At 59.3% G+C, this 24914-nt stretch carries 22 protein-coding genes and 1 tRNA gene; 15 read left to right on the top strand and 8 right to left on the bottom strand.

What is annotated here, in order from left to right; translation table 11 throughout:
- The first annotated feature begins 44 nt into the window (after positions 1-44).
- From coaD to QVP03_RS01730, 15 genes are all read left to right on the top strand, one after another.
- On the top strand, positions 45-515 hold the full coding sequence (gene coaD, locus QVP03_RS01800) for a pantetheine-phosphate adenylyltransferase (RefSeq protein ID WP_022331958.1): 471 nt from the start codon (positions 45-47) through the stop codon (positions 513-515).
- A gap of 7 nt (positions 516-522) precedes the next feature.
- Positions 523-1557 carry a UDP-3-O-(3-hydroxymyristoyl)glucosamine N-acyltransferase gene (gene lpxD, locus QVP03_RS01795; protein ID WP_022331957.1) on the top strand — a complete coding sequence of 345 codons (1035 nt, stop codon included), beginning with the start codon at positions 523-525 and terminating at the stop codon, positions 1555-1557.
- A 16-nt stretch (positions 1558-1573) separates the two neighbouring features.
- A complete protein-coding gene (locus QVP03_RS01790; RefSeq protein ID WP_022331956.1) occupies positions 1574-2629 on the top strand; it encodes a TlpA disulfide reductase family protein in 1056 nt (351 codons plus the stop codon).
- Positions 2630-2702: 73 nt separating this feature from the next.
- The gene (locus tag QVP03_RS01785; RefSeq protein ID WP_022331955.1) at positions 2703-3761 is read left to right on the top strand and encodes a TlpA disulfide reductase family protein; all 1059 of its coding nucleotides are present in this window, start codon (positions 2703-2705) and stop codon (positions 3759-3761) included.
- Positions 3762-4045: 284 nt separating this feature from the next.
- Positions 4046-4663 (top strand): crossover junction endodeoxyribonuclease RuvC, encoded by a 618-nt coding sequence (gene ruvC / locus QVP03_RS01780; RefSeq protein WP_022331954.1) that lies wholly within the window; start codon positions 4046-4048, stop codon positions 4661-4663.
- Positions 4664-4680: 17 nt separating this feature from the next.
- Positions 4681-5745: a TlpA disulfide reductase family protein gene (locus tag QVP03_RS01775; RefSeq protein WP_022331953.1), complete on the top strand. Its 1065-nt coding sequence runs from the start codon at positions 4681-4683 to the stop codon at positions 5743-5745.
- Positions 5746-5876: 131 nt separating this feature from the next.
- Positions 5877-5950: transfer RNA gene (locus QVP03_RS01770), tRNA-Arg, on the top strand.
- Between the two features lie 234 nt (positions 5951-6184).
- Positions 6185-6949, top strand: coding sequence for a SinI family restriction endonuclease (locus QVP03_RS01765; protein ID WP_022331952.1), 765 nt, complete (start codon positions 6185-6187; stop codon positions 6947-6949).
- 193 nt (positions 6950-7142) lie between these two features.
- Positions 7143-7601 carry a thioredoxin gene (gene trxA, locus QVP03_RS01760; protein ID WP_022331951.1) on the top strand — a complete coding sequence of 153 codons (459 nt, stop codon included), beginning with the start codon at positions 7143-7145 and terminating at the stop codon, positions 7599-7601.
- 6 nt (positions 7602-7607) lie between these two features.
- Positions 7608-7811: an ATP-binding protein gene (locus tag QVP03_RS01755; protein ID WP_022331950.1), complete on the top strand. Its 204-nt coding sequence runs from the start codon at positions 7608-7610 to the stop codon at positions 7809-7811.
- Positions 7795-8148, top strand: coding sequence for a MarR family transcriptional regulator (locus QVP03_RS01750; RefSeq protein WP_022331949.1), 354 nt, complete (start codon positions 7795-7797; stop codon positions 8146-8148). Before QVP03_RS01755 ends, QVP03_RS01750 begins: the two co-directional genes overlap by 17 nt.
- A 229-nt stretch (positions 8149-8377) precedes the next feature.
- A complete protein-coding gene (locus tag QVP03_RS01745; protein WP_022331948.1) occupies positions 8378-9979 on the top strand; it encodes a thiamine pyrophosphate-dependent enzyme in 1602 nt (533 codons plus the stop codon).
- A gap of 55 nt (positions 9980-10034) precedes the next feature.
- On the top strand, positions 10035-10637 hold the full coding sequence (locus tag QVP03_RS01740) for an indolepyruvate oxidoreductase subunit beta (RefSeq protein WP_022331947.1): 603 nt from the start codon (positions 10035-10037) through the stop codon (positions 10635-10637).
- Entirely contained in the window at positions 10619-11932 is a 1314-nt protein-coding gene (locus tag QVP03_RS01735) for an aminotransferase class I/II-fold pyridoxal phosphate-dependent enzyme (protein ID WP_022331946.1), read from the top strand. The genes QVP03_RS01740 and QVP03_RS01735 overlap by 19 nt, the downstream gene beginning before the upstream one ends.
- Before the next feature lie 4 nt (positions 11933-11936).
- A complete protein-coding gene (locus tag QVP03_RS01730) occupies positions 11937-13229 on the top strand; it encodes an acetyl-CoA hydrolase/transferase family protein (RefSeq protein ID WP_022331945.1) in 1293 nt (430 codons plus the stop codon).
- 201 nt (positions 13230-13430) lie between these two features.
- Here the strand turns inward: QVP03_RS01730 and QVP03_RS01725 are convergent, their stop codons facing one another.
- The 8 genes from QVP03_RS01725 to QVP03_RS01690 all read right to left on the bottom strand — a co-directional run.
- Positions 13431-14228, bottom strand: a complete 798-nt coding sequence (locus QVP03_RS01725; protein WP_022331944.1) for a S46 family peptidase — start codon at positions 14226-14228, stop codon at positions 13431-13433.
- The gene (locus QVP03_RS01720) at positions 14222-15622 is read right to left on the bottom strand and encodes a S46 family peptidase (protein WP_022331943.1); all 1401 of its coding nucleotides are present in this window, start codon (positions 15620-15622) and stop codon (positions 14222-14224) included. The genes QVP03_RS01725 and QVP03_RS01720 overlap by 7 nt, the downstream gene beginning before the upstream one ends.
- Before the next feature lie 85 nt (positions 15623-15707).
- Complete coding sequence (locus QVP03_RS01715) at positions 15708-16019, bottom strand: hypothetical protein (protein ID WP_022331942.1); 312 nt, start codon at positions 16017-16019, stop codon at positions 15708-15710.
- 20 nt (positions 16020-16039) lie between these two features.
- Positions 16040-17992 carry a 4Fe-4S binding protein gene (locus QVP03_RS01710; RefSeq protein WP_022331941.1) on the bottom strand — a complete coding sequence of 651 codons (1953 nt, stop codon included), beginning with the start codon at positions 17990-17992 and terminating at the stop codon, positions 16040-16042.
- 43 nt (positions 17993-18035) lie between these two features.
- Positions 18036-19640, bottom strand: coding sequence for a fimbrillin family protein (locus QVP03_RS01705; protein WP_022331940.1), 1605 nt, complete (start codon positions 19638-19640; stop codon positions 18036-18038).
- 16 nt (positions 19641-19656) lie between these two features.
- The gene (locus QVP03_RS01700) at positions 19657-21156 is read right to left on the bottom strand and encodes a DUF6850 family outer membrane beta-barrel protein (RefSeq protein WP_022331939.1); all 1500 of its coding nucleotides are present in this window, start codon (positions 21154-21156) and stop codon (positions 19657-19659) included.
- A gap of 3 nt (positions 21157-21159) precedes the next feature.
- Entirely contained in the window at positions 21160-22392 is a 1233-nt protein-coding gene (locus QVP03_RS01695; RefSeq protein ID WP_022331938.1) for a DUF4876 domain-containing protein, read from the bottom strand.
- A gap of 5 nt (positions 22393-22397) precedes the next feature.
- Positions 22398-24914 (bottom strand): TonB-dependent receptor plug domain-containing protein (locus QVP03_RS01690; protein WP_288210594.1); only part of this gene is annotated, 2517 nt, incomplete at its 5' end.

Raw genomic sequence — 24914 nt, 5'->3', positions numbered from 1 at the left:
ATTTTTTAATCCGGTATTCCCAAATATTATTACCTTTGTCCGATATGGAAAGGTCTGCTATTTTCCCCGGGTCGTTCGACCCGTTCACCCGCGGCCATGCGGCATTGGTCGACGAGGCCCTCAACCTCTTCGACCGCGTAGTCATCGGCATCGGCAACAACACCTCGAAACAGGGTTTGCTGACCGTCGCCAACCGCAAACGGCTGATCGACGACCTCTATGCCGGGAATACGCGTGTCGAAGCCCGGATTTACACGGGGCTCACGGGCGAATTCGCCGAGGAGATGGGAGCCTGCGCCATTATCCGCGGCGTGCGGAACACAACCGACTTCGAATACGAACGCACGATGGAGGCCACCAACCACCGGATCTACCCCGACATCACGACCGTGATGCTGTTCACCCCGGCGCCCGTGGCCGACATTTCGTCGTCGACGGTACGCGAAGTGCTTTCGTTCGGCCGTTCGGTGGAAGAGTTCATGCCCGTGGGAGTAGATATTAACAAATACCTATAATTATTTTATGATGGAATTCACAGCCGAAATGATCGCCGGATTCCTGGGCGGTGAAATCGTCGGCAACAAAGAGGCGAAAGTACACACCGTATCTTCGATCGAGGAAGGCAAGGCCGGCTCGCTCAGCTATCTTACCAATCCCAAATACGAAGCCTATATTTACACTACCGGAGCGTCGGTCGTGCTGGTCAACCGCACGTTCGAACCCGCACAGCCGCTTTCGGCGACGCTCATCAAGGTCGACGACGCAGGCGCCTGCGTCCTGAAACTCCTCGAAATGTACAATGCCGCAAAACCCCGCCGCAGCGGCATAAGCCCGCTGGCCTCGGTCTGCGCCGAAGCCCAGGTGGGCGAAGGATGCTACATCGGCGACTTCGCGGTCGTCGAAGCCGGCGTGAAGATCGGCACCGGATGCCAGATCTATCCGCAGGTATACCTCGGAACGGGCGTAAGTGTGGGAGAAGGCACGATCCTCTATCCGGGGGTCAAGGTCTACGAAGGCTGTTGCATCGGACGCAACTGCATCCTGCACGCGGGCGCCGTGATCGGCGCCGACGGATTCGGATTCATGCCCAATGCCGCAGGCGGGTTCGACAAGATACCCCAGCTGGGCAACGTCGTGATCGAAGACGACGTGGAGATCGGCGCCAATACCTGCATCGACCGCGCCAAAACCGACTCGACGGTCATCCGCCGGGGCGTGAAACTGGACAACCTGATCCAGATCGGCCACAACGTGCAGGTCGGCGAGAACACCGTCTCGTCGGCACAGACCGGCATCGCAGGCACCTCGAAGGTGGGCAGCAACTGCTTCCTCGCGGGGCAGGTGGGCATCGCCGACCATGTCAACGTCGGCAACAATGTGAAGATCGGCTCGAAGAGCGGCCTGGACAAGGACGTGCCCGACGGCGAGATCCGCTTCGGCTACCCTGCGCTGCCCGGCATGCAGTACCACCGTTCGGCGACGGTTTTCAAACGGCTGCCCGAACTCGAAAAACGCGTGAACGAGCTGGAGAAGCAACTCGCAGCATCAAAAAAATAACCAACATCTTCGCATTATGAAAAACTTATTCCTTTTCGCAACAGCCGCAGCCGTGCTGTGCAGTTGCAGTAACCAGCCCAAGTACATCATCGACGGCGATATCGCCGGGCTCGAGGGAACGGTCTACCTGTACCAGGGCGACAGCCTGATCGACTCGGCAGCCGTCAAGGCAGGCAAGTTCCAGTTCCGGGGCAACGCCGGGGCGCCGGCCGTACATTACCTGCTCGACTCGCGCGAGGGACAGCCGCAGGCATTCGCCATGCAGTTCATCCTCGAACCGGGCAATATTTCGATCAAGAGCGACGCCGAGGACGCACAAGTCCGCCATACCACCGGAACGCCGGCCAACGACGCCAGCGACGCCTATTCGGCAGCCAGCCGTGCCCTGATCAAGGAATACCGCGACCAGGCGACGACCGACGAACGCCGCGAGGCCATCGAAAAGGAGTTCGAGCAACTGACTCTTACGACAATCGACAACAACCGCGACAATTTCTTCGGCGTGGTACTGATGCCCAACCGGGCCTACGAACTTTCGGGACAGGAAACCCTGGACGAAATCGCCAAGTTCTCGCCCGAGATGCAGCAGACCAAGGAACTGACCGAGCTGAAAACCTCGGCCGAACAAAAGCTCAAGACCGACGTCGGCCAGCCCTACATCGACATCGTGCAGAACAATGCCGAGGGGCAGCCCGTATCGCTCAAGTCGGTGATCGACAACCCGGCCAACAAGTACACGCTCGTGGACTTCTGGGCTTCGTGGTGCGGCCCCTGCATGGGTGAGGTTCCCCACCTGAAGCAGACCTACGACAAGTTCCACAAAAAAGGCTTCGAAATCTACGGTGTCTCGTTCGACCGCGACCGCGACAAGTGGCTCGCTGCCGTCAAGGACAACGGCATGGACTGGATTCATGTCAGCGAGCTGCAACAGTTTGACAACCAAGCTGCCAAAGACTATGCGGTACAGGGCATCCCGTCGAATTTCCTGATCGACGCCCAGGGCGTGATCGTCGCCAAGAACCTGCGCGGCGAAGACCTCTACAAGAAAGTGGAAGAGCTCCTCGGAAAGTAGCCCGCCGCGAATAAAAAGCCCCTCCGAGCCGCAAATGCCCCGGAGGGGCTTTTCGATAAAACCACCCCGTCCTATGAAAAAAACACTCCTTTTCGCATCGGCCGCAGTCCTGTTATGCGGTTGCGGCACCGGATCCAAATACGTCGTCGAAGGCCACATCGCCGGGCTCGAAGGCACCGTCTACATGTTCGAGGGCGACAGCCTGATCGACTCGGCCGTCGTCGAAGGCGGCAAGTTCCGCTTCGAAGGCCCGGCGGACATCACCGCCCGGCGCACCGTCACCGATTCGCGCGAAGGGGAGGTGCAGCGGTTCGGGACGATGTTCTTCCCCGAACCGGGGACGGTTTCGATCGAGGACAACCCCGACGCCCCGACCGGGTCGACCCGTGTGACGGGCACCCCGGCAAACGATGCAAGCGCCGCTTTCTGGGCGTCGGCCATGGCGCTGATGGATGAATACCACCGGGAAGGCACCTCCGAAGGACGTCGCCGGGAGATCGAAGACGAACTGGGCGGGCTCCCCCGCAAAACGGCGGATGCCAACCGCGACAATGCGTTCGGAATCATAGCCCTGGAAGGGATGGCCCCCACGCTTTCGGGACAGGAGCTGCTCGACCGGATCGCCGAATTTTCGCCCGGGATGCAAAAGTCCCGGGAGTTGTCCGCGCTCAGGACGGTTGCGGCGCAACGTCTCAAGACCGACATCGGCCAGCCCTACATGAACATCATGCAGGGCGATGCCGACGGACAGATCGTCACCCTGACCTCGGTGATCGACAACCCGGCCAACAAGTACACGCTCGTGGACTTCTGGGCATCGTGGTGCAGTCCCTGCATGGAGGAGGTTCCCCATCTGAAGCAGGCTTACGACAAGTTCCACGGCCGGGGCTTCGAAATATACGGCGTATCGCTGGACAACGACAACGACAAATGGCTCGGCGCCATCCGCGAGCACGGCATGGGCTGGGTGCAGGTCAGCGACCTCAACGGCTTCGACAACCTCGCGGCGAAAGACTATGCCGTGCAAAGCATCCCGTCGAATTTCCTGATCGACGCCCAGGGCCGGATCGTCGCCAAGAACCTGCGCGGCGAAGACCTTTGCAGCAAAGTCGCCGAATTGCTCGCCGAGTAATCCGTCCTGCGCGGGGATACCCGTCCGCCTCCGCTCAGGGCCACCGGAACGGTTCTTTGCAAAAAGCCGAAACGGCCCTGCCCGAAAACACGAACACGGCCTTACGGGCATCCCTCGACCCGAACACCATGCAATGCCGGAAATATATTCCAGCACGCAAATTCGGGATGCTTCCGACTACCGGATCTTCATCCGCTGCGGCGAGGCGTCCCACATATTGAAATATCGGAAGAAGCGCCTGTCTTTATTCCGAATAACGAAGGGATAACAACCTGCTTAAAAAAATGCAACACCAGGAGACATACCGCATCATGGGCATCGACCCCGGCACCAATTACATGGGGTACGGGGTACTGGAAATCGAGGGGCGCAACGTCCGTTCGGTCGTACTGGGCGACATCGACCTGCACAAACTGACCGATCCCTATGCCAAGCTACGTTATATCTTCGAGCGGGTCGGAGCGCTGATCGACCAGTACGCCCCGCGCGAAGTGGCGTTGGAATCGCCTTTCTTCGGCGAAAACGTGCAGTCGATGCTCAAACTCGGGAGGGCACAGGGCGTGGCCATGGCGGCTGCGCTGAGCCGCGGCCTCGCCGTTTCGGAATACGCCCCGATGCGCATCAAGCAGAGCATCACGGGGCGCGGTTCCGCCGCCAAGGAACAGGTCGCAGCCATCGTCTGCCGCATCCTCTCGATAGATCAGCCCCCCAGACGGCTCGATGCCACGGACGGCATGGCCGTCGCCTTGTGCCACCACTTCACAACGGCCAGCCCGCTCAACACAGCTCTGGGCGACGAGCGCGTAAAAGGGCTGGGCGGCGGAAAAAAGGCAGCTTCGAAACGCGGCTCCCAGAGTTGGGAGAAATTCCTGAAAGACCATCCCGACCGGGAGATAAAATAGCCCCCGAATTACTAACCATGAAAATAATCACCGTCCTCCTGTCCGCCGCATTCCTGTTATGCAATTGCGGGGGTTCGAACTACACTGTCTCGGGCCATTACGGCCTCGCACCGGGCGACTCGGTATTCCTCTTCGCCAGCAACAAATCCATAATCGGCTCCGGCGTAATGGCTACCGACACGACGTTCAGGCTCAAGGGCAAGGTCGCCGGCACCGACATCGCCACTCTGAGCGACCGCGACCGGCTCCTGACGCCCACGCTTATCTTTCTGGAAGCGGGCGACATCCGGCTGGAACCCCGCGAAGAGGGCGTGTATGAAGCGACGGGCACACCTTTGAATGACAGCCTGCTGCTGCTAAACAGGAAACTGGAGGCGCTCCGCAACGAATACATCAAAATGACGCCGGCCACTCCGCACGAGGAAGTCGAAGCCATCTTCGCACGCTTTGAGGAGATTCCCCGCGCGATGATGAATGCCAACCTCGACAATATCTTCGGCCTATGGCTCTTCTCAGCCTATGAATTCCCGAATATGCTGCAGGACGACACCCGACGGGCGCAGATAAGGCCCTGTATGACTGCGTTCTCACCCGGAATGCAGGCGCATACGATCATGCAGGAACTGCAAAAGGAACTGGCGGGATTCGAAAACGCGCAGATCGGCCACCGCTTTACGAACCTCACGCTGACCGACACGCAAGGCGAACCCATATCGCTCTCGTCGCTGGTGGAACCGGGACGCTGGGTTTTGCTCGACTTCTGGGCGACGTGGTGCGCCCCCTGCTGCCACGAGATCCCCCACCTGCGCGAGGCATACGCCGCCTACAAAGCCAAGGGGTTTGAAATTTACGCCGTCTCGCTCGACAACGACGAGGCGAAATGGCGGTCGTTCACATCGGCCAACGACATGCCGTGGATCAATGTCCAGGGCATCGATGCGGACAAACGGAGCACGGCTGCCGCAGCCTACGGGATCACGTCGATCCCCGCGAACTTCCTGATCTCGCCCGACGGCATCATCGTAGCGAAGAACCTGCGCGGCGGGGAGCTTTCGAAGAAACTCGCCGAAATGCTGGAATAGCCGCGGCAATAACCCACTGATAATCCGGATAATGTATACTTCCGGCACAAAATGAGACATCTTTTTATTAAAAAATTTACGGAATAATTTGCGTGTTTAGGATTTTCACCCTATATTTGCACCTGCAATTCGGCACCGTAGCTTAATTGAATAGAGCATCTGACTACGGATCAGAAGGTTACAGGTTTGAGTCCTGTCGGTGTCACGAAGAGGGAGCAAAGAAAATTGCTCCCTCTATTGTTTTTTAGCGAGTTACATCGCTGAAACCAAACTCTTTCGGCAATACAGGTGGTTTTTCCGCGCCTCGTTTCAAGCCTGTTTTCCCTCGGTTCTTACCGTTTATGTAAACCAAGGTGCAAACCGATTGGAAAAGAAAACCCGGGGATAACGCCATAAATAAAGTAAAAAATCATTAACTTTATCAGAAAAACATCCCCCAATGAAAGAAACGACTAAATTCGATGATTTTTCAGGCGAAAAAGCGATCTCGCTTGCGAAAACTTTTGCAAAAGACGCCTACACGAAAGAATTAGGAGTCGTCCTGAGTGTGGCCTTTAGCGATATACGCAATCTACCGGCATTGGGGTTTAACCAGGATGAGCCCATCCCCCTCAAAGAATATGTCGAGAAATGGGTTTCACGATACCTTTCGGGATACAATGGCAGGCCGTCGAAACGGCATGGCAAAAAATCCCAGACAAAACCAGATCCCGCCGTAAAATTAATTCTCCGAACCCGAAGAGAAGATATCGACGACAATTTCGCAGATACTCTTGAAAAAGGGCACTCCCTCATGATGACAATCGAGGGGATGGTCGGCAATCTGCTCGAAGAATATCTGGCGACAATTTTGCACCCGTATGGCTGGTATTGCTGCTGGGGAAGCACCATAGACGCGGTCGACTTTTGCAAGGAAGACGGCTCTTTACTCCAGGTGAAGACAAGCAACAATTCGGAAAACAGTTCCAGCATCCGCGTGCGGAACGGAACAGAAATAAGAATATGGTTCCGAAGATTCTTCAACAAAGCCAATACGTTCAACTGGGTCGCCCTAAATGAAATAATCGGCAGGGACATATTCAACGAAGAAGATTCTGAACGAAAATTCAGGGATTTCATTACCCGGACGATCCGGGAGAATCCCGGCTGCATCTACATCCCTGAAAAGTGCCATATCGAAGCTGTTCAGATGGAATTGTGGTAACCCCCAAAAACAATCGAACCTTTCGTTCCGGATCGGTTCGATTGTTATTATAACGACTATCGCGCTCCCGGCATTTTAATAATTCATTTTTTATCCGACAATTATTTTCCAAAGGAAATTTGTTTTAATGGAAAATATTCTATATCTTTGCATCGTTATTGATACAGAAGAACTATAAAAACGGATAATGACCATGAAAAAACTATTATTGACCACGATGTGCATGCTCGGCCTGGCAGCCTGCGCAAACGGCAGCAACAAGGAAAACAACACTAAAAAAGAGAATACCATGAAAACGATCGCACTGACCAAGGCGGATTTCCTGACCAAAGTCGCAAATTACGAAACGAACCCTACGGAGTGGAAGTACCTCGGCGACAAACCGGCGCTCATCGACTTCTACGCATCGTGGTGCGGCCCCTGCAAGGCACTCGCCCCGGTTCTGGAAGAGCTGGCTGCCGAGTACGGCGACAGCATCTACATCTACAAGGTGAATACCGAAGAGGAGCAGGAGCTCGCCGCCGCGTTCGGCATCCGCTCGATCCCGACGCTGCTTTTCATCCCCACCAGCGGCAAGCCCCAGATCGCGCAGGGTGCCCTGCCCAAGGCGTCGCTCAAGGAGGCCATCGACAAGGTACTGCTCAACAAGTAGACAGGCATGGCACTCACCGTCGACAATCTCCGCTGCCCGCAGAACCACCGGTGCCCGCTGCTGACGGTTTGCCCCGTCGGGGCGATCACACAATCGGGATTCGGACTTCCGGTCATCGACCCGGAGAAGTGTATCGAATGCGGCAAATGCGTCGGGCACTGCGGCAAACAGGCCATACACAAACCGGCAGACAATGGAAAAACTGTGTAGGATCCGCGAGTTGCAACGGGCTGTCAACCGGTTCGAAGCGGCACTCGAACGCTCATACGGGATCTGCCTGAACGAAGGCATGGCCTTATGCAGCCTTTCGAAAGCCGGACGTCTCTCCTGCGGGGAGCTGGGCGAAATGCTGGGGCTTACTCCGTCGAACACCTCGAAGGTGCTCCGCTCGGTCGAAGGGAAAGGCTACGTAAACCGGGAGTTGGGCACGAACGATAAGCGGCAGATGTACTTTTCGCTGACCGAAAAGGGCCGCGGGCTTCTGGGAAGCATAAATTGTGAAGAAATCGAAACGCCCGAATTACTGAAAACACTATTCGGGGAATAAATGACGCAAACGGGGCAGCCGGTCTTTCGGGATCGGCTGCTTTTTTATACCTCCTACTGCCGATGGACATCACACAGCCCAGGCTCCATATTACAATTTTTCTCAAAAACACTTATTTATATAATATTTTAAATATTAAATGTGGTTTTGCGTGATTTTTTATCACCAAAAGTGAATTTTTAATTAAAAATTCCTTAAATTTGTAAAAACAGCATAACTGCACGACCTCATGGCAAAACGGGAATTATTACTCGGAGACGAAGCCCTCGCACTGGGGGCGCTCCACGCAGGGTTGTCGGGTGTATATGCCTATCCGGGCACGCCTTCGACCGAAATCACCGAATATATACAAGGACATCCGCTCACCGCCCAGCGGGGCATCCACTGCACATGGTCGGCCAATGAGAAGACGGCGATGGAGGAGGCGCTGGGCATGTCGTTTGCCGGAAAACGCGCCCTGGTGTGCATGAAGCATGTGGGCATGAACGTCGCCGCCGACGCCTTCGTCAACTCGGCGATGACGGGAGCCAACGGCGGGCTGGTCGTCGTGGCAGCCGACGACCCCTCGATGCACTCGTCCCAGAACGAGCAGGATTCACGCTTCTACGGCAAGTTCGCCCTTGTCCCGACGTTCGAGCCCTCCACGCAGCAGGAGGCCTACGACATGGTGCAGGCCGCGTTCGATTTCTCGGAAAAATACCGCATTCCCGTACTGATGCGCCTTACGACCCGCATGGCCCACTCGCGCGCCATGGTCGAACCGCGCGAGGCACGCTCCGAGAACAGCCTCGCCTATCCCGCCCGGACGCGCCAATGGGTGCTGATGCCGGGCAATTCGCGCGTAAGATACGAGGCATTGCTCGCCGACTATGCCCGCTTCGAAGAGGAGGCGGCCGCAAGCCCCTTCAACCGTTACGCCGATGCTGAAGACAAATCGCTGGGCATCATCGCCTGCGGCATCGCCTACAACTACCTCGCGGAGAATTATCCCGACGGATGCCCGCACCCGGTGCTCAAAATATCGCAATACCCGCTGCCGCAGGAACTCGTGCGCCGCATGGCGTCGGAATGCAAGGCGCTGCTCATCATCGAGGAGGGACAACCCGTCGTCGAAGAAGCCCTGCGCGGCATCCTGCCTGCGCCCGTTGAGATCCGCGGCCGCATGTCGGGCGAACTGCCCCGCACCGGGGAACTGACTCCGGACAGCGTACGCACGGCCCTGGGGCTCGCCCCGCACGCGGCCCTCGCCGCCAGCGGCATCGTCGTCCCCCGTCCGCCCGCATTGTGCCAGGGTTGCGGGCACCGCGACATGTATACGGCACTGACGGAGGTCGCCGGCGAATATGAAAATGCCAAGGTATTCAGCGACATCGGCTGCTACACGCTGGGGTGGCTCTCGCCGTTCCACGCCATCGACACCTGCGTCGACATGGGCGCCTCGATCACCATGGCCAAAGGCGCCGCCGACGCCGGACAGCACCCCGCCCTGGCCGTCATCGGCGACTCGACCTTCACCCACTCGGGGATGACCGGGCTGCTGGACGCCGTGAACGAAGGGACGAACATCACGGTCGTCATTTCGGACAACCTCACCACCGGCATGACCGGAGGCCAGGATTCGGCCGGCACGGGACGCCTCGAGCAGATATGCGCCGGGCTGGGCGTCGACCCCGCACATATCCGCGTCGTGGTGCCGCTGCCCCGCACCCGCGAAGAGATGAAGGCCATAATCCGCGAAGAGATCGCCTACGACGGCGTTTCGGTCATCATCCCCCGCCGCGAATGCATACAGACCGCCAAACGGCACAACGCAACCAAACAGAAACAATAGCGACACGCCCGTCGCGGCGACCACCCGGCGGCAAAACCCTAAAAACAGGTAAACCATGAAACGCGACATCATACTCTCGGGCGTAGGGGGACAAGGCATCCTCTCGATCGCCACCGTCATCGGCAGGGCTGCCCTCGAAGAAGGGTTGCACATCAAGCAGGCCGAAGTCCACGGCATGAGCCAGCGGGGCGGCGACGTGCAGTCGAACCTGCGCATCTCGTCGGATGAAATCGCCTCCGACCTCATTCCGCGGGGTGCCGCCGACCTGATCATCTCGCTCGAACCGATGGAAGCACTCCGCTACCTGCCGTGGCTTTCGACCGGGGGCTGGGTCATCACCAACACCGCCCCGCTGATCAACATCCCCGACTATCCCGATGCCGATACGCTCGGGCGGGAGATAGCCTCCCTGCCGCACAGCGTGGCACTCGACGTGGATGCCATCGCCCGCCAGGCCGCATCGCCCCGTGCTGCCAACATCGTGCTGCTGGGCGCCGCAGCACCGTTCCTGGGCATCGCACCCGAAAAACTCGAAGCGGGCATACGCGCCATTTTCGCCCGCAAGGGCGACGCCATCGTCGACACGAACCTCGCGGCATTCCGCGCAGGCTACGCATACGCACAAAAACAGGCCGCACAATGGGAAGGCTACCGATAGACCGCTCCGTGCTCGACTCCGCGCTGGAGCGCATGGACATTGCGGACATCGCCCAGGCGACGATCCGCCAGTCGGGCGACATAGCCCGCATCATGGAAACGCAGACGGGGATGGAATTCCTGCACCTCGAAATGGGCGTGCCGGGGCTTCCGCCCGAAAAGGCGGGGGTCGAAGCCGAATGCCGGGCCCTGCAATCGGGCGTGGCATCGCAGTACCCCAACATGTTCGGCATCCCCGAACTCAAACAACAGACTTCGCGTTTCATCCGCGCGTTCCTCGACGTCGGGGTCGCACCGCAGGGCTGCATCCCGACGGTCGGGTCGATGCAGGGCAGTTTCACGGCTTTCCTGCTCTGCTCGCAGCTCGCGCCCGGGAAGGATACGATCCTCTTCATCGACCCCGGGTTCCCCGTGCAGCGCAACCAGGTGCAGATCCTCGATATCCCCAGCGCGTCGTTCGACATCTATGAATACCGCGCCGAAAAACTGGGCCCGAAGCTGGAAAGCTACCTCGCACAGGGCAACATCGCCGCCATCGTCTATTCGAACCCCAACAACCCGGCGTGGATATGCCTCACCGAGGATGAGCTGCGTACGATCGGCGAGCTGGCTACCCGATACGACGCCATCGTCATCGAAGACCTCGCCTACCTTTGCATGGACTTCCGCAAACCCTTGGGACGCCCCTTCGAAGCGCCCTACCAGGCCACCGTGGCCAGATACACGGACAACTACATCCTGATGATCTCCGGCTCGAAGATATTCAGCTACGCCGGCCAGCGCATCGCCATCGCGGCCATCTCCGACAAACTTTACCCGCGGCACTACCCCGCGCTCAAACAGCGCTACGGCATGGGGCGCCTGGGCGACGCCTATGTCCTGACGTTCCTCTATGCCGCCTCGTCGGGCACGAGCCACTCGGCGCAGCACGCCCTGGCGGCGATGTTCCGCGCTGCGGCCGACGGGCAGCTCGATTTCGTGGGCGAAACCTCGGAATACGCCCGGCGCGCCCGCCTCACCAAGGAGATCTTCCGGCGCCACGGCTTCCGCATCGTCTACGACAAAGACCAGGACGAAACCGTCAGCGACGGATTCTTCTACACCGTCGGCTACGGCGGACTCTCCAGCGCGGAGCTGCTGAGCGAACTGCTCCTTTACGGCATCTGCGCCATATCGCTCACATCGACCGGCAGCCGCCAGCCGGGCATCCGGGTCTGCGTTTCGCAACTGAACTGCCCCGAGCAGTTCGAACTGCTCGAAACACGCCTAACCGCCTTCGGGCAAAACCACCGATAAGCCTATGCGATTCACGACAGCCGCCGAAGCCGTAAAGCTCATCTGCCCGCACAGCAACGTCTACATTCAGGGCAGCACCTCGATCCCCGAAGTACTCGTCCGTGCCATGACCGACCGTGCCGCCGAGCTCACCGATGTCACGCTCTACTCCGGATTCGCCGTCGGGAGGGCAGACGCCCCCTATTGCAGCCCCGAATACAAGGATACGTTCCTGGTCAACAGCCTGTTCGTGGCCAATAACATCCGCCGCTGGCTGGCCCAGGGCTACGGGCAATCGATCCCGGCCTTCCTGGGCGAAATCCCGGGGCTGTTCCGCGACGGGACGCTGCCCGTCGACGTGGCAATCCTCAACCTCTCTCGCCCCAACGAGGAGGGCTACTGCTCGTTCGGCGTATCGGCCGACCTGGCCGTTTCGGCCGTGGAATGCGCCAGGACAGTCATCGCGCAGGTCAACACGGCCATGCCGTTCTCCTACGGCGACGCCATGATCCACCTCTCGCGCGTCGCCGCGGCCGTCGAGGTCGACGACCCGCTGGTCGAAGTGCCCTCGGCGACCCCCACCGACATCGAACGCAGGATCGGCAACCACATCGCCGAACTGATCCCCGACGGGGCGACGTTGCAGATCGGCGTGGGCGGGATCCCCAACGCCGTGCTGGCCGCGCTCACGGGCCACAAACATCTCGGGCTGCATACCGAGGCGATGACCGACGGCGTGCTGCCGCTGCTCGAAAGCGGCGTGATCGACAACTCGCTCAAACGGGTCATGCCGGGTGTAACGGTCGCCTCGCTGGCGCTGGGCTCGCGCCGGCTGTACGATTACATGGACTACCGCAAAGACCTCGTGATGAAGGATGTGGCATGGACGAACGACCCGTTCCGCATCCGCGAGAACCCGCGCGTGATGGCGATCAACTCGGCCGTCGAGGTAGACCTCACGGGGCAGGTTTGCGCCGACTCGGTTGGCGAGCGCATCATTTCGGGCGTAGGCGGGCAGCACGATTTCATGTACGGAGGGGCCCTGTCGGAGGGCGGCAAAACCTTCATCGCCATCCCGTCGACTACCCCCAAGGGCGAATCGAAGATCAAGGCGCTGCTGACGCCCGGCGCAGGCGTCGTGACGACCCGCCACATGGTGCAGCACATCGTGACCGAATACGGCGTTGCGCATCTGCGCGGCCGCAACCTCGCCCAGCGGGCGCGGGCACTGATCGCCGTCGCTCACCCCTCGGTGCGCGAAGAACTGGAAAAAGCCGCCTGCGAACGCTTCGGCTACTCCTTCCTGAGGCTCAAATAGAAGCGCCCCGATCAAACGGGACGCTTATCGGAGGCATCTACCCAGCCCCTATACCAGGCATTGCTGCCGGACAACGGGGATCTGAGATCAAATCCGTGTGCCCGGGCACACTCTCTCCACCCCTCCGCAAACAAGCAGACCTGCCATATGGCAGGTCTGCTTGACACGTCGGGATGCCGCGGTTACCACCGGCACACCGGATTATTTTGCGAACTTCATTTCGTCGAGCAACCACCCGGCGTCGGCATACTTGTCGATCACCCACATCACATAGCGGATATCCACGCACACCGTGCGCGCCAGTTCGGGATGGAACCACACGTCGCCGGCCATCGACTCGCGGTTGCCGTCGAACGCAAGCCCGATAAGATGCCCCTTGCCGTCGAGCACGGGGCTGCCCGAATTGCCTCCCGTGATGTCGTTGTCGGTCAGGAAATTGACATAGAGCGTATCGTTCTCGCCCCAGCGTCCCCAGTCCCGTTTGGCGATCAGCCGCCGCATACGGTCGTCGACGCGGTATTCGTATTCGTCGGGGTTGTACTTCTCCATATAGCCCGCGATCGTCGAACGCGAATCGTAATGCACGCCGTCCGAAGGGTTCAGGGGTTGCACGCTACCGTAGGTCAGGCGCATGGTCGAGTTAGCGTTGGGATACTGCGCCAGCCCTTCCGAAGCACGGAAATCGTAAAGCACGTCGGCATAGCGGCTCTCGCTTCGCCCGACACGCGCACGGCCGCGCTTCTCGGCCTTGTCCACACCGCCCGTAAAACGTTGTACTGTGACCGATTCGGTAAGCGCAACCATGGGGTCGCGGCGTATTTCGGCAACCGACCGGTTCTTCGAGAAATAGGCGTCGTAACGCGCAGGATCGCTGCAAAACGAGGCATCGAACGCCGCACGCGCCATGCGGTCGGCATTGCCTCCCGCCTTGTCGTACATCGCCTGCAACTGCGCACCCCACATCTCGCGCGGCACGTTGGCCGTGAAGTTCACTACCATCCGCGCCAACAGGTCGCGGTCGGTCGCGGCATCGTAGTTACGGCGCAGGCGGCCGGTCTACGGCGCAGGCGGCCGCTCCCGGCCCCGACGCTCCGGGCATCCTTCGAATCCACGATCAGCGAGTCCTGCTTCAGCCGTTCGAGCTTGCCCAGGTACGACGACACGCGGTTGGCCACGAGCAGCGCCTCGCTGGGGCCGAGCCATGCCTCGCGGAAATAATTGAGGTTGCGCTCGGCGCCCTGCCGCGCCTCGTAACCGCGCGCGAGCTCTTCGAGCAACGTCCCGTCCTCGGCCTTGCGGGCCGAATCGGCCTCGATCCAGCGCTGCAGGCGTTCCTCCTCGGCCTCACGGATCGCCACGACATCGAAGCGGCGCAGGCATTTGTTCTCCCACTTGGCGTAGTCGGCGTAGTTGCTCAGGCCGAAATAGGCATCCGAATACTCCATGCGCACCCGCGGATCGCGTTCCATATGGCGTTTGAGAATATCCATCCGGTCATGGCGGTTGGCCACGACGATCGGGTTGCGGACACACTGTTTCTCAGCCACCGCGAACGACGACGCATAGCGGTTCGTACGCCCCGGGAATCCGATCACCATCGCAAAATCGCCGTCATGCACGCCGCCCGTGGCGACCTGCAACACGCGGCGGGGTTTGAGCGGCACATTGTCGGCGGAATAGGCCGCAGGGCGCCCCTCCCGGTCGGCATAAACGCGGTAAAGCGCGAAATCGCCCTTGTGCTGGGGCCAGCCCCAGTTGTCGTAATCGCCGCCGAAGGCACCGATCGACGCAGGCGGCGTACCCACCAGCCGCACATCCTTGTAGATGTCGTAGTAGAACATCAGGTACATTTTGCCACCCCACATCGAGTAGCACGACACCTCGCACTCCGTTTCCCGGCCGTAGCGCCCTTCCAGTTCGGCATAGAGACGGCGCGGGGCCATCATGCCCCATTTCCCGGCGGCTTTCATCTCCTCCTTGAGCGCATTGGCCTCGTCGGTCACGTCGACCACCTTGCGCACGAACCACACGGTCTTGCCGGGGACGGGAATCTCCTCATCGCGCGTGCGTGCCCAGAATCCCGTTTCGAGCAGGTTGCACTCGGGCGTCGACAGGGCGCAGATGTCGCTGTAAGCCACATGGTGGTTGGTAATCATCAGCCCCTGGTCGGAGATCATGCTGCCCGTTCCCATGCCGCCGTCGACAGCCACCACGGCATCGGCCAGCGCCGCCGATTTCTCGTTGTAAATCTCCTTATCCTTGATTTTCAGTCCCCGGGCCTTCATCTGCGGATAAATCTCCGCCAGCCGGTGCATCAGCCACATGCCCTCGTCGGCCATCGCAGGCTGCATACAGAGCAGCACAACGGCCAGACAGGCTATCCATCTTCTCATATTCTTCATTTTTCACCAATGGGAAAGAACCTTTTTCCCGGTTCTCCCCACATTCGGTCTGTTTTTAAAAACCGACAACAAAAATTCAATCCTCAGCATCGGCTCCGACAATGGCCGGCAAATTGACCCTGATAAAATCGTCCAATTCCTTTCCCCTCATCAAAACGAACGTGGAGTCGATCCGGTACATTTTATCCAAGGCGTATTCGGCCTTTTTTCGCACCGCGGCGGAATCTGCCGCCGGCATCGTCCGCATAAATGCCGCGACATTGACTTCGTAATACTTTTCGAACAGCTCGCGGCAGTTCGTATTTTTCGCACGAGCACATCCTGCAAGTACGAAAACCGCCAACGAAACCACAGACAGCAATCCGAATATCCTGCATGAAACAGTCATTTTTGCAGCCGTTTTTTCAATTACTCTCCAACCGTTTTCCCCGGATTGGTGAACTTCAGCCGCGGGTCGGCCTCCTTGAAGGTGCCGTCAGCCATGCGCAGCGTCCATTTTTCGGCCTGGAAAACCTCTTTCCACAGCTTCGCGTCGTCCCACATCGACTTCACATAGCGGATGCGCATCACGGGCTTCATATCCCGCAGGACGAAATCCACGGACACGATGCCGTCCGTACACGAAAGGAAGCTCTTGAAATAGGGGAACGCATTGCGGATCGGCATCTTCTCGATACCGGGGAATACCATCTCGTAGACCGCCTTGGGGAACTGCTCGTCGTCCCCCCACTTCTCCTGGTTGGCAACGAACCTGCCCGCGAGCTTCTCCACATCGCGGAACATGATCTGCGCAAACTCTTCACGCGAAACCTGTCCGGCGACCGCATAGCTTTTAAGCACCGTATGCATCGGGATCACCTTCTCGCTCTCCTTGGTCGGGATGACCAGTTCCTTGGCGTCGATCGCCTCCCCGAACATCTTTTCGGTAATACCGGCAGCCGGATCGACGTAGACCGTCACATCCACCGGACAGGCGAACTCCGACGTGAAGCCGTAGACTCCCTCGATCTTCTGGAGCACCATGCCGAAATAGATCATATCCATCCGGTCGTGGAGCCCTTCGACGCCGAGCTTCACCACGTCGAGCACCGGCACCTGCTCGCCCGGCATGGCATATTTGCGCAGCGTCGGCGCAAAGATCGCAGCCTGTATCTTCAGCGTATCGGTGGCAGCCGGGTCGTAAAGCACCTCGACGCCATGGCGGCGTACGAAGGTCTTGACGCCGTATACGCCCTGCACGGCCTGCATCTTGGCCGAAAAAGCCTTCGACGAACCGAAGCACTTGATCGTCTGCAAGCCCTCCATCTCGAACGTCTGCAGGTTCTCGACCTTCTCGTAGTCGCCCCATTTTTCGTCGATCGTCGGCAGTTCCATGGTGGAACCCAGCCATATGGCCAGGAAGAAGAGCACCACGGCCAGCAACCCGGGCACCCAGCGCAGCGAACGGCGGCCGTTGACCTGCAAGGCATCCTTGGCACACGCACCGATGCAGTTGCCGCACAACGTACAGTCGACATGCTTCACCTTCACATAGTCATGGATCGGAAGCTGGTAGGGACATTTCTTTTCGCACAGTCCGCAATTATTGCAGGTGTTCAAATCCCGCCTGATGTACATCAGGGGGAAGGTGCAGCTGCGCATCTTGGCGATCTCGACGATATAGGCGGCAAGACATGCGCCGCCGATCGTCCAGACCCACGCGTTCGCAACGCCCAGCGCACCGAGCGCCCAGCCGCCGAGGGCGGCGATCACGAACAGCAGCGTGAATTTGAAAATGTTGCTGACAGCTCCCAGCGGACAGATGTACTTGCACCAGAACATCTTTACCACGAAGCCGCCCAAGAGCAGCAGCGTAAGGCTCGTGAGCGACATCCAAAGCACGATTTCGCCCTTGAAACCCGTAGCCACGGCATAGAACGGGTCGAGTTTCTTGCAGAACAGCTCGCTCGACGAGAGCGTGAAATAGAGGATCGTGAAGAGCAGCACGTACTTCACCACGCGCAGCAGCTTGTCGACGACGCTGCCCGAAGGGACATCGACCTGCAGGTGCAGTTTCTTTCCGGCGCGGCCCATCCATTCGCCGACGGTGCCCAGCGGACAGAGGTACCCGCAGAAAAGTTTGCTGAAGAGAATCACTCCCACGGCGAGCACGAGGCCCATCATGATCTGGAGCATCGACATCGAACAGGCCAGCGAATTGTTCACCAGATAGGTACCGAAGGCCTGCAACCCGCCGAAAGGACAATATGCCTCGACATCGACAGGTTTGTCGCTGAATTTGGCCCAAAGCACCGTGCCGACGATGGCGGCCAGTACGCCCCATTGCAGCAGGTGTTTCAGATAATTAGGTTTACGTTTCATCTATTGTTTGTGTTATGTGTGTTCGTGTGTGCCGGGGGGAGGGTCACTCCTTGTCCTTGATACAGCGGACGGGGGCGGCGCAATAACCGCCCTGGTAAGCGATCGTCATACGGTTATAATTCTTATTGTAAGTTATCATACCGGCATAATACTGGATGTTCTTGATGCCGCTTTCCGGATCGTCGGCCGTATTGTAAGTAACCTTGTAGCCGGTCGAGCTGGGGAAATATCCCATACCGAACGCCGAGGCGTCGGCTTGTGACACCGTCGCCATATAGGCCGGGATCGCCGTGGCGTTCGCCGCATTGATATAGCCGCAGCCCGCAATATTGAAACCGTCCTTGTTGAGCGCGGCAATCGAACCGCCGCTTTGCGTTTCGTCCAAATAGGGCGACGTCGGGTCGGAGAGGCCGCCGCTGCCGGTACCCGCCAGCTTGAGCCACTCGGCCATCGTCGGAATATGCCACCCGTCGGGGCAGATGCCCTGCGCACCCGCGTACTGGTCGAAATTGGTGCCCGTCATCTCGCCGGTCATTCTCAGCATCACGGGATAACTGTACAGCAGGCCAGCGGTCTCAGTCAACGACGGGTCGGCGGCTTTCGAGAGGTTGCAGGGATACCACACCCCGTTGCCGTCCTTCGGATCGTTCGATATGGTTTTGCCTTCGGGCACATAGCGCAGGTTCTCGGCCATCCACGTACGGCCGTCCTTGAGCGTGACGATCTTGTACTTCACGCCGCCCCACTCGACGGTCGGGGTCTCCACCTCACCCCCGCCGTCCGGCAGCAGGTCGTCTCCGTCGACCCAGCCCGCGATCGGGCCGCTGAATTTCACCTGGATGTCCGCCGGCTGCACGTTGCAGTCCATGCGGCGGTTCTCACCCGACTTGAGGTCGGTCGTGCCGAGCGTCTGCGTACGTTTCTTGCCATCGGCCGTGGTGACCGTAACCCTGAGCTGCACACCGTTTTGCGGCACCAGCAGCGCGTAGTAAACCTTCTCGGCAGTGGCCGTGTTGGCAATCACGTCGGATGCTTCGACACCCGCCTTAGCCGTAAAATCGCCCGTGGCGGGATCGAGCACCCCGGTGCCGACAGCACCCTTGATGACGATGTCCGTAATGTCGAAACCCGATTCGTTCGTCACTCCGATAACGATCCGCGACATTTTATGCTTGAAGGTCATCTGCGTGGCCGACAGCGTAGGCTTGACCCCCGTCTTCACGGCCACGATCAGGTCGGAGGCCGTGTAATTCGCGCCGCTCTGATCCGCCTTCACCGAGAATTCCGCGGGCGCCGCGGCACCGGCCTGGTAGGGATAATAGGCAAAAAGCGTCGAAGTGGCGTCGACATCTTCGTACCAGAGGAAACCCTCGGTCTTGAAATCCGTTCCGTCGAACGACATCTCCTTGTTCGCCACGAACGCCGAACCGTCCGCCGTCATCGTGATCGTGAGGCCGACCTTATCGTTCAGCTCGAAATCGGTGTCCGTCGCACGCGTACCGGACGACATGCTTGCCGGCGTCAGCGCCGGATTGGCGATCGTCGGGGTGATGCGCACCTGCTTGTCGCCCGTCCCGGTGCTTTCCTCCTTCGAGCAGGCGGTGAAAACCATCGCCGCGACTGCCGTCAATGTCAAAATCCTTTTCATAATCCTATCCTTTAAATTAAAAATTATATCCTACACTCAGCGTCGCCGCGACCCGGTTGGGCTGCGCGACGTATTCCAGACCGAAGCCGTGTTCGTAACGCGCGAATACGTCGATATAGAACCGTTTGATATTGCGCCGCAGCCCGAGCGCCGCCCCCAGCCGTTTGGCCGTGAGGTATTCGTTTTCGTAATCGTAATAAGCGGTCAGCTGTCCGGGATACTCGCCCGGCTGCACGCCGGGGGTCTCGAACCGCTTTTCGCGCTCCGTGAAACCGCCCAGGCGATAATCCGCCGCGAGGGTCAGCTCCCAGAGGCCGAACGTGCGGATCAGCGAGGCATATATCTTCGTAAAGTGGAGCTTCTGCCCCTTGACATAGGGGTACATCAGCGTCGATTCGCGGTTGAGCTGCGAATAACCGACCCCGGCACGCAAATCCGTATGCGGAGCCACGAACTCGTATTCGCCTCCCAGGTCGAGTCCCTTGCGCCCAAAAGTCGGCGTCGAACCGTGTATGGTGATGATCTGCACGCCGTTGATGGTCTCGGTGGTGATGATGTTCTCGTCGGTGCCGAGCGTCTGCCAGTCGAGGTTCACACGCACGAAATGCCTGCGCAGTGCCGTCCCCAGCGACAGGGCGGCATTGGCCGTCACCTGGTGCGTTTCGAACAGGTGCCAGATAATCCGGCTCTCGCCCGTCTCGCCCTGCCTGTTGCGGTAGGCGACGTCGGCATAGAACGGCCCGTATTGCAACTGGACGCCCACCCCCTGCGTATTCTCCCGGACGGGGAATCCCGAAACGCCGTTGGTCGAGAGGTGTATGTCGGTGCTCCCCCACTTCTCCAGCGACCCGTAGAGCAATCCCCGGTCGAAGAATGCCTCGTACAAGTCGGCACCGGGGCCCACCCCTTCGGCAGCAACCTTCTCGCTGTTCGTACCCACGATATAGACCGCCCCTACGGCAAAGCGTCCCGCATGGTACATCACGCCGGGCGAAAATTCGAAATCCAGCCGTGTATTCTTGTGGCGCAGGTCTTTGCGCTTGGCATAGTTGCGGGCTTCGAACTCTACGCGCAGGCCGCCTGTCCACCGGTTGCCCAGCACGGCCGACATACCGCCCGTGAAGGTATAATCCTCGCGCACCTTGCGCCCCGGCGTAAATTCGAGGATGTCCACCGGATAATACCCCGGTTCGGTGAACATCGAGCCGCACATGTTGCGGCCGTCGAAATAGTCGTAGCCGAACCCGCCCGAGAACGAGACCTTTTTCAGGTGGCGCACCGACTCGGTTTTCGCCCCGGCATTCCAGCTGTCGTCCGACGCGGAGTGGCCCGTAAGCCCGCCGTTCTCCTTGGTGAAATATATCTCGGCATAGGAACGGCTCAGGGAGTCCTGCCGGATACCCGCAGCGTTCGGGCCGCCGTTCCAGGGGTTGCGGCGGAAAATATAGTCGAAACGCTCCTGCGCCGTGGCAGCAGAGACGGCGGCCAACATCAGTATCGTTAAAATCCGTCTCATAGGCTAATCTCGCAAAGATTGTGTCTCACGCTCATAAAAATCGTTCGACGAGTTATTGGTATCCACGTACCTTTCGAAGCCGGCAGCCGCCGTGGCCGCTTCATCCAGCTTCCGGTGCAGGGTATGTCCCTGCGCCTTGGCCGAGAAGCCGATGTAACCGGCATCCACATCGGTGTGCAGGCGTTTGTGCTTGGTCGCCTCGGTCATGTTGCATACCTCGACGCCGTCCACGATCCAGTCGTCCCACGGTATCTTCGAATAGGTGATGCTGCCGCTCTGAACCGTCGACTGGAGGTCGTCGGCCAGATAGGCATCCAGATCGAACCCTTCGGGCGCCCGGAAAAGGATCACGGCGGGCGAATTCTGCGAGATCACGTAGACGACGGCCGTATTCGTCCCGGTCTTTTTCAGCACCTTCATGTAATGCGCCTGGTCGATCTGGTCGCCCGGGACAGGCGTGGGGTGCAACTTGTTGCCGGGATAGTATACCATGTCGTAGAGCACGAAACAGCCCTTGCGGTTGAGGTTCACCGACTGGGAATAGGTCTGCGTATGGTCGACGCCATGGTAGGCCACCACAGCATCCTCGCCGGGTTGCAGCGGGAAATCCGTCCCCGAGCCCGGGAACATCCAGATACAGTCGGGTACGGCGGCGTAATCACGGAAAACGATGTTGCCCGAAGGGTCGGTGCTCGTCCAGGGATTGGCGGCCTGCGAGTTGTAGGGGGCGACCATCGCCAGGCACAGCCCGTCGAGGTAATAGGTTTCGAAACCGTTGTTGTGCAGGATGATATATTTGTCGTCGGCATAAGTCCCCGTCGCCGGCGGATCCTGCATGCAGCCGCCCGAGTAGATCTCCTTGATGAGGATCGTACCCGGCTTGGAAAATTTCAGCGCCACGTCGACTTCCTTGTCCTCGCCGACAAGGTCGACCTGCTCGATCGTACCGTTGAATACCGCCGAATCGTCGGGCAGGTCGAGCACCGAGAGACGGTAATGCCCGGCAGCGACGCGGAACCCGGCGTGGCCCTGCGCATCGGTCAGGGCGGTATAAACATTGCCCGTATTGCGGTCGGAGAGTTTCACCGCGACGCCTTCGCGCAGATAGCCGGCGTACCCCTCGGGATACACGGCCGTCACACGGAGTTCGCGCAGCGCACCGTCGTAAGGGTTCCTGTCGAACGACGTGCAACCGGCCACCAGCAGACAGGACAATATGCAAAGTATCTTTCTCATCGTTTTCAGAATTTAAGACGTACCGTAAGTCCGTAATAGAAATCGGGTGTGAAGACCGCCTTGACACCCGTGGCGTACGACGCGACGAAGGGCCGCGAATTGGTGAAGTTATTGGCGTAGAACGAGACGGAGACATGGTCGCCGATCTCCTTCGTGATGCTCAGGTTGGCCGAGAAATAGGGGTCGTAACCGTCGCCGTTGAAGGAGTAGGCATTGCCCGAACGCAACAGCAGGGAGGAGAAGGCCGGATCGTTCTTCTCGGCATCGGTGAAGGGATGGCGGTTGCCGTCGAGGTCGATGTAGGCCACAGGCCAGATCGCCGTATAGCTGTCTCCGTCGTAGATGCTCCCGCCGGTGGGGTTACGATCCTCGTCGACATTGAAGGCATATTCGCGCCCCCTGTACTCCGAGAGGTTCTGCGAGCGCTTCACGAGCGTGGCTTCGAGCCGCAGCGAGATGATCATACGGATCGAGGGCACATGCGTCGTGGCCGTGAGGTTCATATCCAGCGCGTGCAGCTTCCGGCCGTTGTAGGTGACGTTGGAGCTGCCCCCGTTATCGAGATAAACCCCCACATAGGGGTAGAACTCGCCGCCGGTCGAGGTCGAGGGATAGTAGCATGCCTCACCCTCGTTGACGTATTTGGTATAGCCGTAAGCCCCGTCGAGCCGCAGCTGCGTGCGGATGGGGTTGATCTGCGGGAATTCCACGACGAACTCCAGCCCCATGCGGTCTACGGGCGAACCGTTGTTCTGATAGGTATTCTTGACGAACGTCCGTTTCGTGGAAGTGGTCTGCATGGCGATCCAGCCGGCCGAGGGGTTGTCCTTGTCACGGACGAAGATTTCGCCCGTCTGGCTGTCGACCCGGAAAGCCGGGTTCGCCGGCATCGTGTATGCAGTCCCGTCGGGCAGCGCGGAGGGCACGCCCATCATATTATAGGAGAACGGCTCGAAGGCGGCGCTCAGCTTATAGGGGTATTTCGTGCGGTTGAAATAGCCGACCAGCGAGATCGAGGTACCCCCGATACGCAGGTCGACGCCGACCTCGGAATTGCGGTTGCGCTGCCATTTCAGGTTGTCGTTGTAGAGTATCTGGTAAGGCTGCGTGTGGTAGACATAGGCGCTCTGCCCCGACCCATAGTTGGTAGCGAACACGGGCGTATCGCGGTATTCGGGCAGCGGGTAAAGCACGTTGAACGACGGCAGTTTCTCGGTGATGCCCCAGCCTCCGCGGACAGTCAGACGGTCGTTGATGCGGAATTTCAGGTTGAAGCGCGGCGAGAGGCTCGACGTATTCTCGTATTGCGTATTTTTGATAAAAGTCTTTTCGGCACGCAGGCCGGCCATCAGTTGCAGCGTGGCCGATCCCAGCGGCACGGTCAGCGTCTCCTCGACGTAGGCCGCGAGGTTATGCATATAGGGGATGTCCGTATACGGACGGGGGCGGTACCCGTTAGGCGCGAGGGAGGGGGTCGCATAGTACTCCCCGTCCCCGACATTGCCGTTGGCACGCCACGAAGCGCCGACCTTGGCATTGCTGTGCACGTCGCCCCAGCTGCGCACCCACGTGGCCTTGAGGTTGGCCGCATAGTCGAGCTGCTTGGAATCGACGTATTTGGTCGAATAATAGACCGGAGGGAGCATCTCGGCGATGTAATACCCTTCCTGTTCGGCATGGACGGCCGGAAGGGAGGTCGAATTGAGGTTATAGGTGCGCTTGCGTGCAAGGTTGTCGGTATAGTTGAGCGACGCGTCGAAGTCCAGGCTCGTGATCCACGACCTGTTCAGCAGCCATTTGAGCGAGGTGTTGGCACGCAGCACATTGTCACGCACCTTCTCCCACTCGCCTTTCTGGGCATCGGGGTCGTCCTCGGTATTCATACCGCCGATATTGGCCGTTACGCCGAAATTGAAACGCAGAACCTTGGCGAAGGTATTCTGGTAGTTGAGCGCCAGCCCCGTGCGGGAATAGGAGGTGTAGGGCGACGTGGGGTTCTTCGTGGCCCGCGTATACTCGACGTTGCTGTTCAGCACCCCGTGGTTCCGCCCCAGGTCGAAGCCCTTCGAGGCGGCGATCTGTTTGGTGCGCGGATTGGTGGAGAGCGTCACCGTATAGGGCGTCTTGCCCTTGCGGGTCGAGATTTTCACCACACCCGACGAAATGTCGCCGTATTCGGCCGAAGGTACTCCGGTCACCACCTCGACCGACTCGATGTTGGTCGCCGACAGGTTGCGTGTGCTGGCACCCGTCGGGTCGCCCAGCGAAGCATTGGTGGAAAGGCGTACGCCGTCGACCTCGACGGCCGTACCGAACGCCGCATTGCCGGCCGTGCTCCCGCCGCTGCGCAGCGAAAAGACATTGTCCTTCATCAGGTCGGGATTAACCGTTTTGCCACCCGGCAGCAGTGCCGAGATGTCCGACGCATTGACCATTTGCAGGTGGTCGATGGCATTGCCGCCGATCGTACGCGACGTAGCCATGGCGTTGGGCGCCTCCTTGGCCGTCACCACGACGCTCTC

It is taken from the genome of Alistipes sp. CAG:29 (assembly GCF_000435435.1).
Lineage (GTDB): Bacteria > Bacteroidota > Bacteroidia > Bacteroidales > Rikenellaceae > Alistipes > Alistipes onderdonkii.
This window is presented reverse-complemented; position numbering and strand designations above follow the sequence as displayed.

What these genes read in the sequence shown, in the direction of transcription:
- coaD (WP_022331958.1), top strand. Translation starts at nt 45, where the DNA reads ATGGAAAGGTCTGCTATTTTCCCCGGGTCGTTCGACCCGTTCACCCGC.
- lpxD (WP_022331957.1), top strand. Translation starts at nt 523, where the DNA reads ATGATGGAATTCACAGCCGAAATGATCGCCGGATTCCTGGGCGGTGAA.
- QVP03_RS01790 (WP_022331956.1), top strand. Translation starts at nt 1,574, where the DNA reads ATGAAAAACTTATTCCTTTTCGCAACAGCCGCAGCCGTGCTGTGCAGT.
- QVP03_RS01785 (WP_022331955.1), top strand. Translation starts at nt 2,703, where the DNA reads ATGAAAAAAACACTCCTTTTCGCATCGGCCGCAGTCCTGTTATGCGGT.
- ruvC (WP_022331954.1), top strand. Translation starts at nt 4,046, where the DNA reads ATGCAACACCAGGAGACATACCGCATCATGGGCATCGACCCCGGCACC.
- QVP03_RS01775 (WP_022331953.1), top strand. Translation starts at nt 4,681, where the DNA reads ATGAAAATAATCACCGTCCTCCTGTCCGCCGCATTCCTGTTATGCAAT.
- QVP03_RS01765 (WP_022331952.1), top strand. Translation starts at nt 6,185, where the DNA reads ATGAAAGAAACGACTAAATTCGATGATTTTTCAGGCGAAAAAGCGATC.
- trxA (WP_022331951.1), top strand. Translation starts at nt 7,143, where the DNA reads ATGAAAAAACTATTATTGACCACGATGTGCATGCTCGGCCTGGCAGCC.
- QVP03_RS01755 (WP_022331950.1), top strand. Translation starts at nt 7,608, where the DNA reads ATGGCACTCACCGTCGACAATCTCCGCTGCCCGCAGAACCACCGGTGC.
- QVP03_RS01750 (WP_022331949.1), top strand. Translation starts at nt 7,795, where the DNA reads ATGGAAAAACTGTGTAGGATCCGCGAGTTGCAACGGGCTGTCAACCGG.
- QVP03_RS01745 (WP_022331948.1), top strand. Translation starts at nt 8,378, where the DNA reads ATGGCAAAACGGGAATTATTACTCGGAGACGAAGCCCTCGCACTGGGG.
- QVP03_RS01740 (WP_022331947.1), top strand. Translation starts at nt 10,035, where the DNA reads ATGAAACGCGACATCATACTCTCGGGCGTAGGGGGACAAGGCATCCTC.
- QVP03_RS01735 (WP_022331946.1), top strand. Translation starts at nt 10,619, where the DNA reads ATGGGAAGGCTACCGATAGACCGCTCCGTGCTCGACTCCGCGCTGGAG.
- QVP03_RS01730 (WP_022331945.1), top strand. Translation starts at nt 11,937, where the DNA reads ATGCGATTCACGACAGCCGCCGAAGCCGTAAAGCTCATCTGCCCGCAC.
- QVP03_RS01725 (WP_022331944.1), bottom strand. Translation starts at nt 14,228, where the DNA reads ATGGTAGTGAACTTCACGGCCAACGTGCCGCGCGAGATGTGGGGTGCG.
- QVP03_RS01720 (WP_022331943.1), bottom strand. Translation starts at nt 15,622, where the DNA reads ATGAGAAGATGGATAGCCTGTCTGGCCGTTGTGCTGCTCTGTATGCAG.
- QVP03_RS01715 (WP_022331942.1), bottom strand. Translation starts at nt 16,019, where the DNA reads ATGACTGTTTCATGCAGGATATTCGGATTGCTGTCTGTGGTTTCGTTG.
- QVP03_RS01710 (WP_022331941.1), bottom strand. Translation starts at nt 17,992, where the DNA reads ATGAAACGTAAACCTAATTATCTGAAACACCTGCTGCAATGGGGCGTA.
- QVP03_RS01705 (WP_022331940.1), bottom strand. Translation starts at nt 19,640, where the DNA reads ATGAAAAGGATTTTGACATTGACGGCAGTCGCGGCGATGGTTTTCACC.
- QVP03_RS01700 (WP_022331939.1), bottom strand. Translation starts at nt 21,156, where the DNA reads ATGAGACGGATTTTAACGATACTGATGTTGGCCGCCGTCTCTGCTGCC.
- QVP03_RS01695 (WP_022331938.1), bottom strand. Translation starts at nt 22,392, where the DNA reads ATGAGAAAGATACTTTGCATATTGTCCTGTCTGCTGGTGGCCGGTTGC.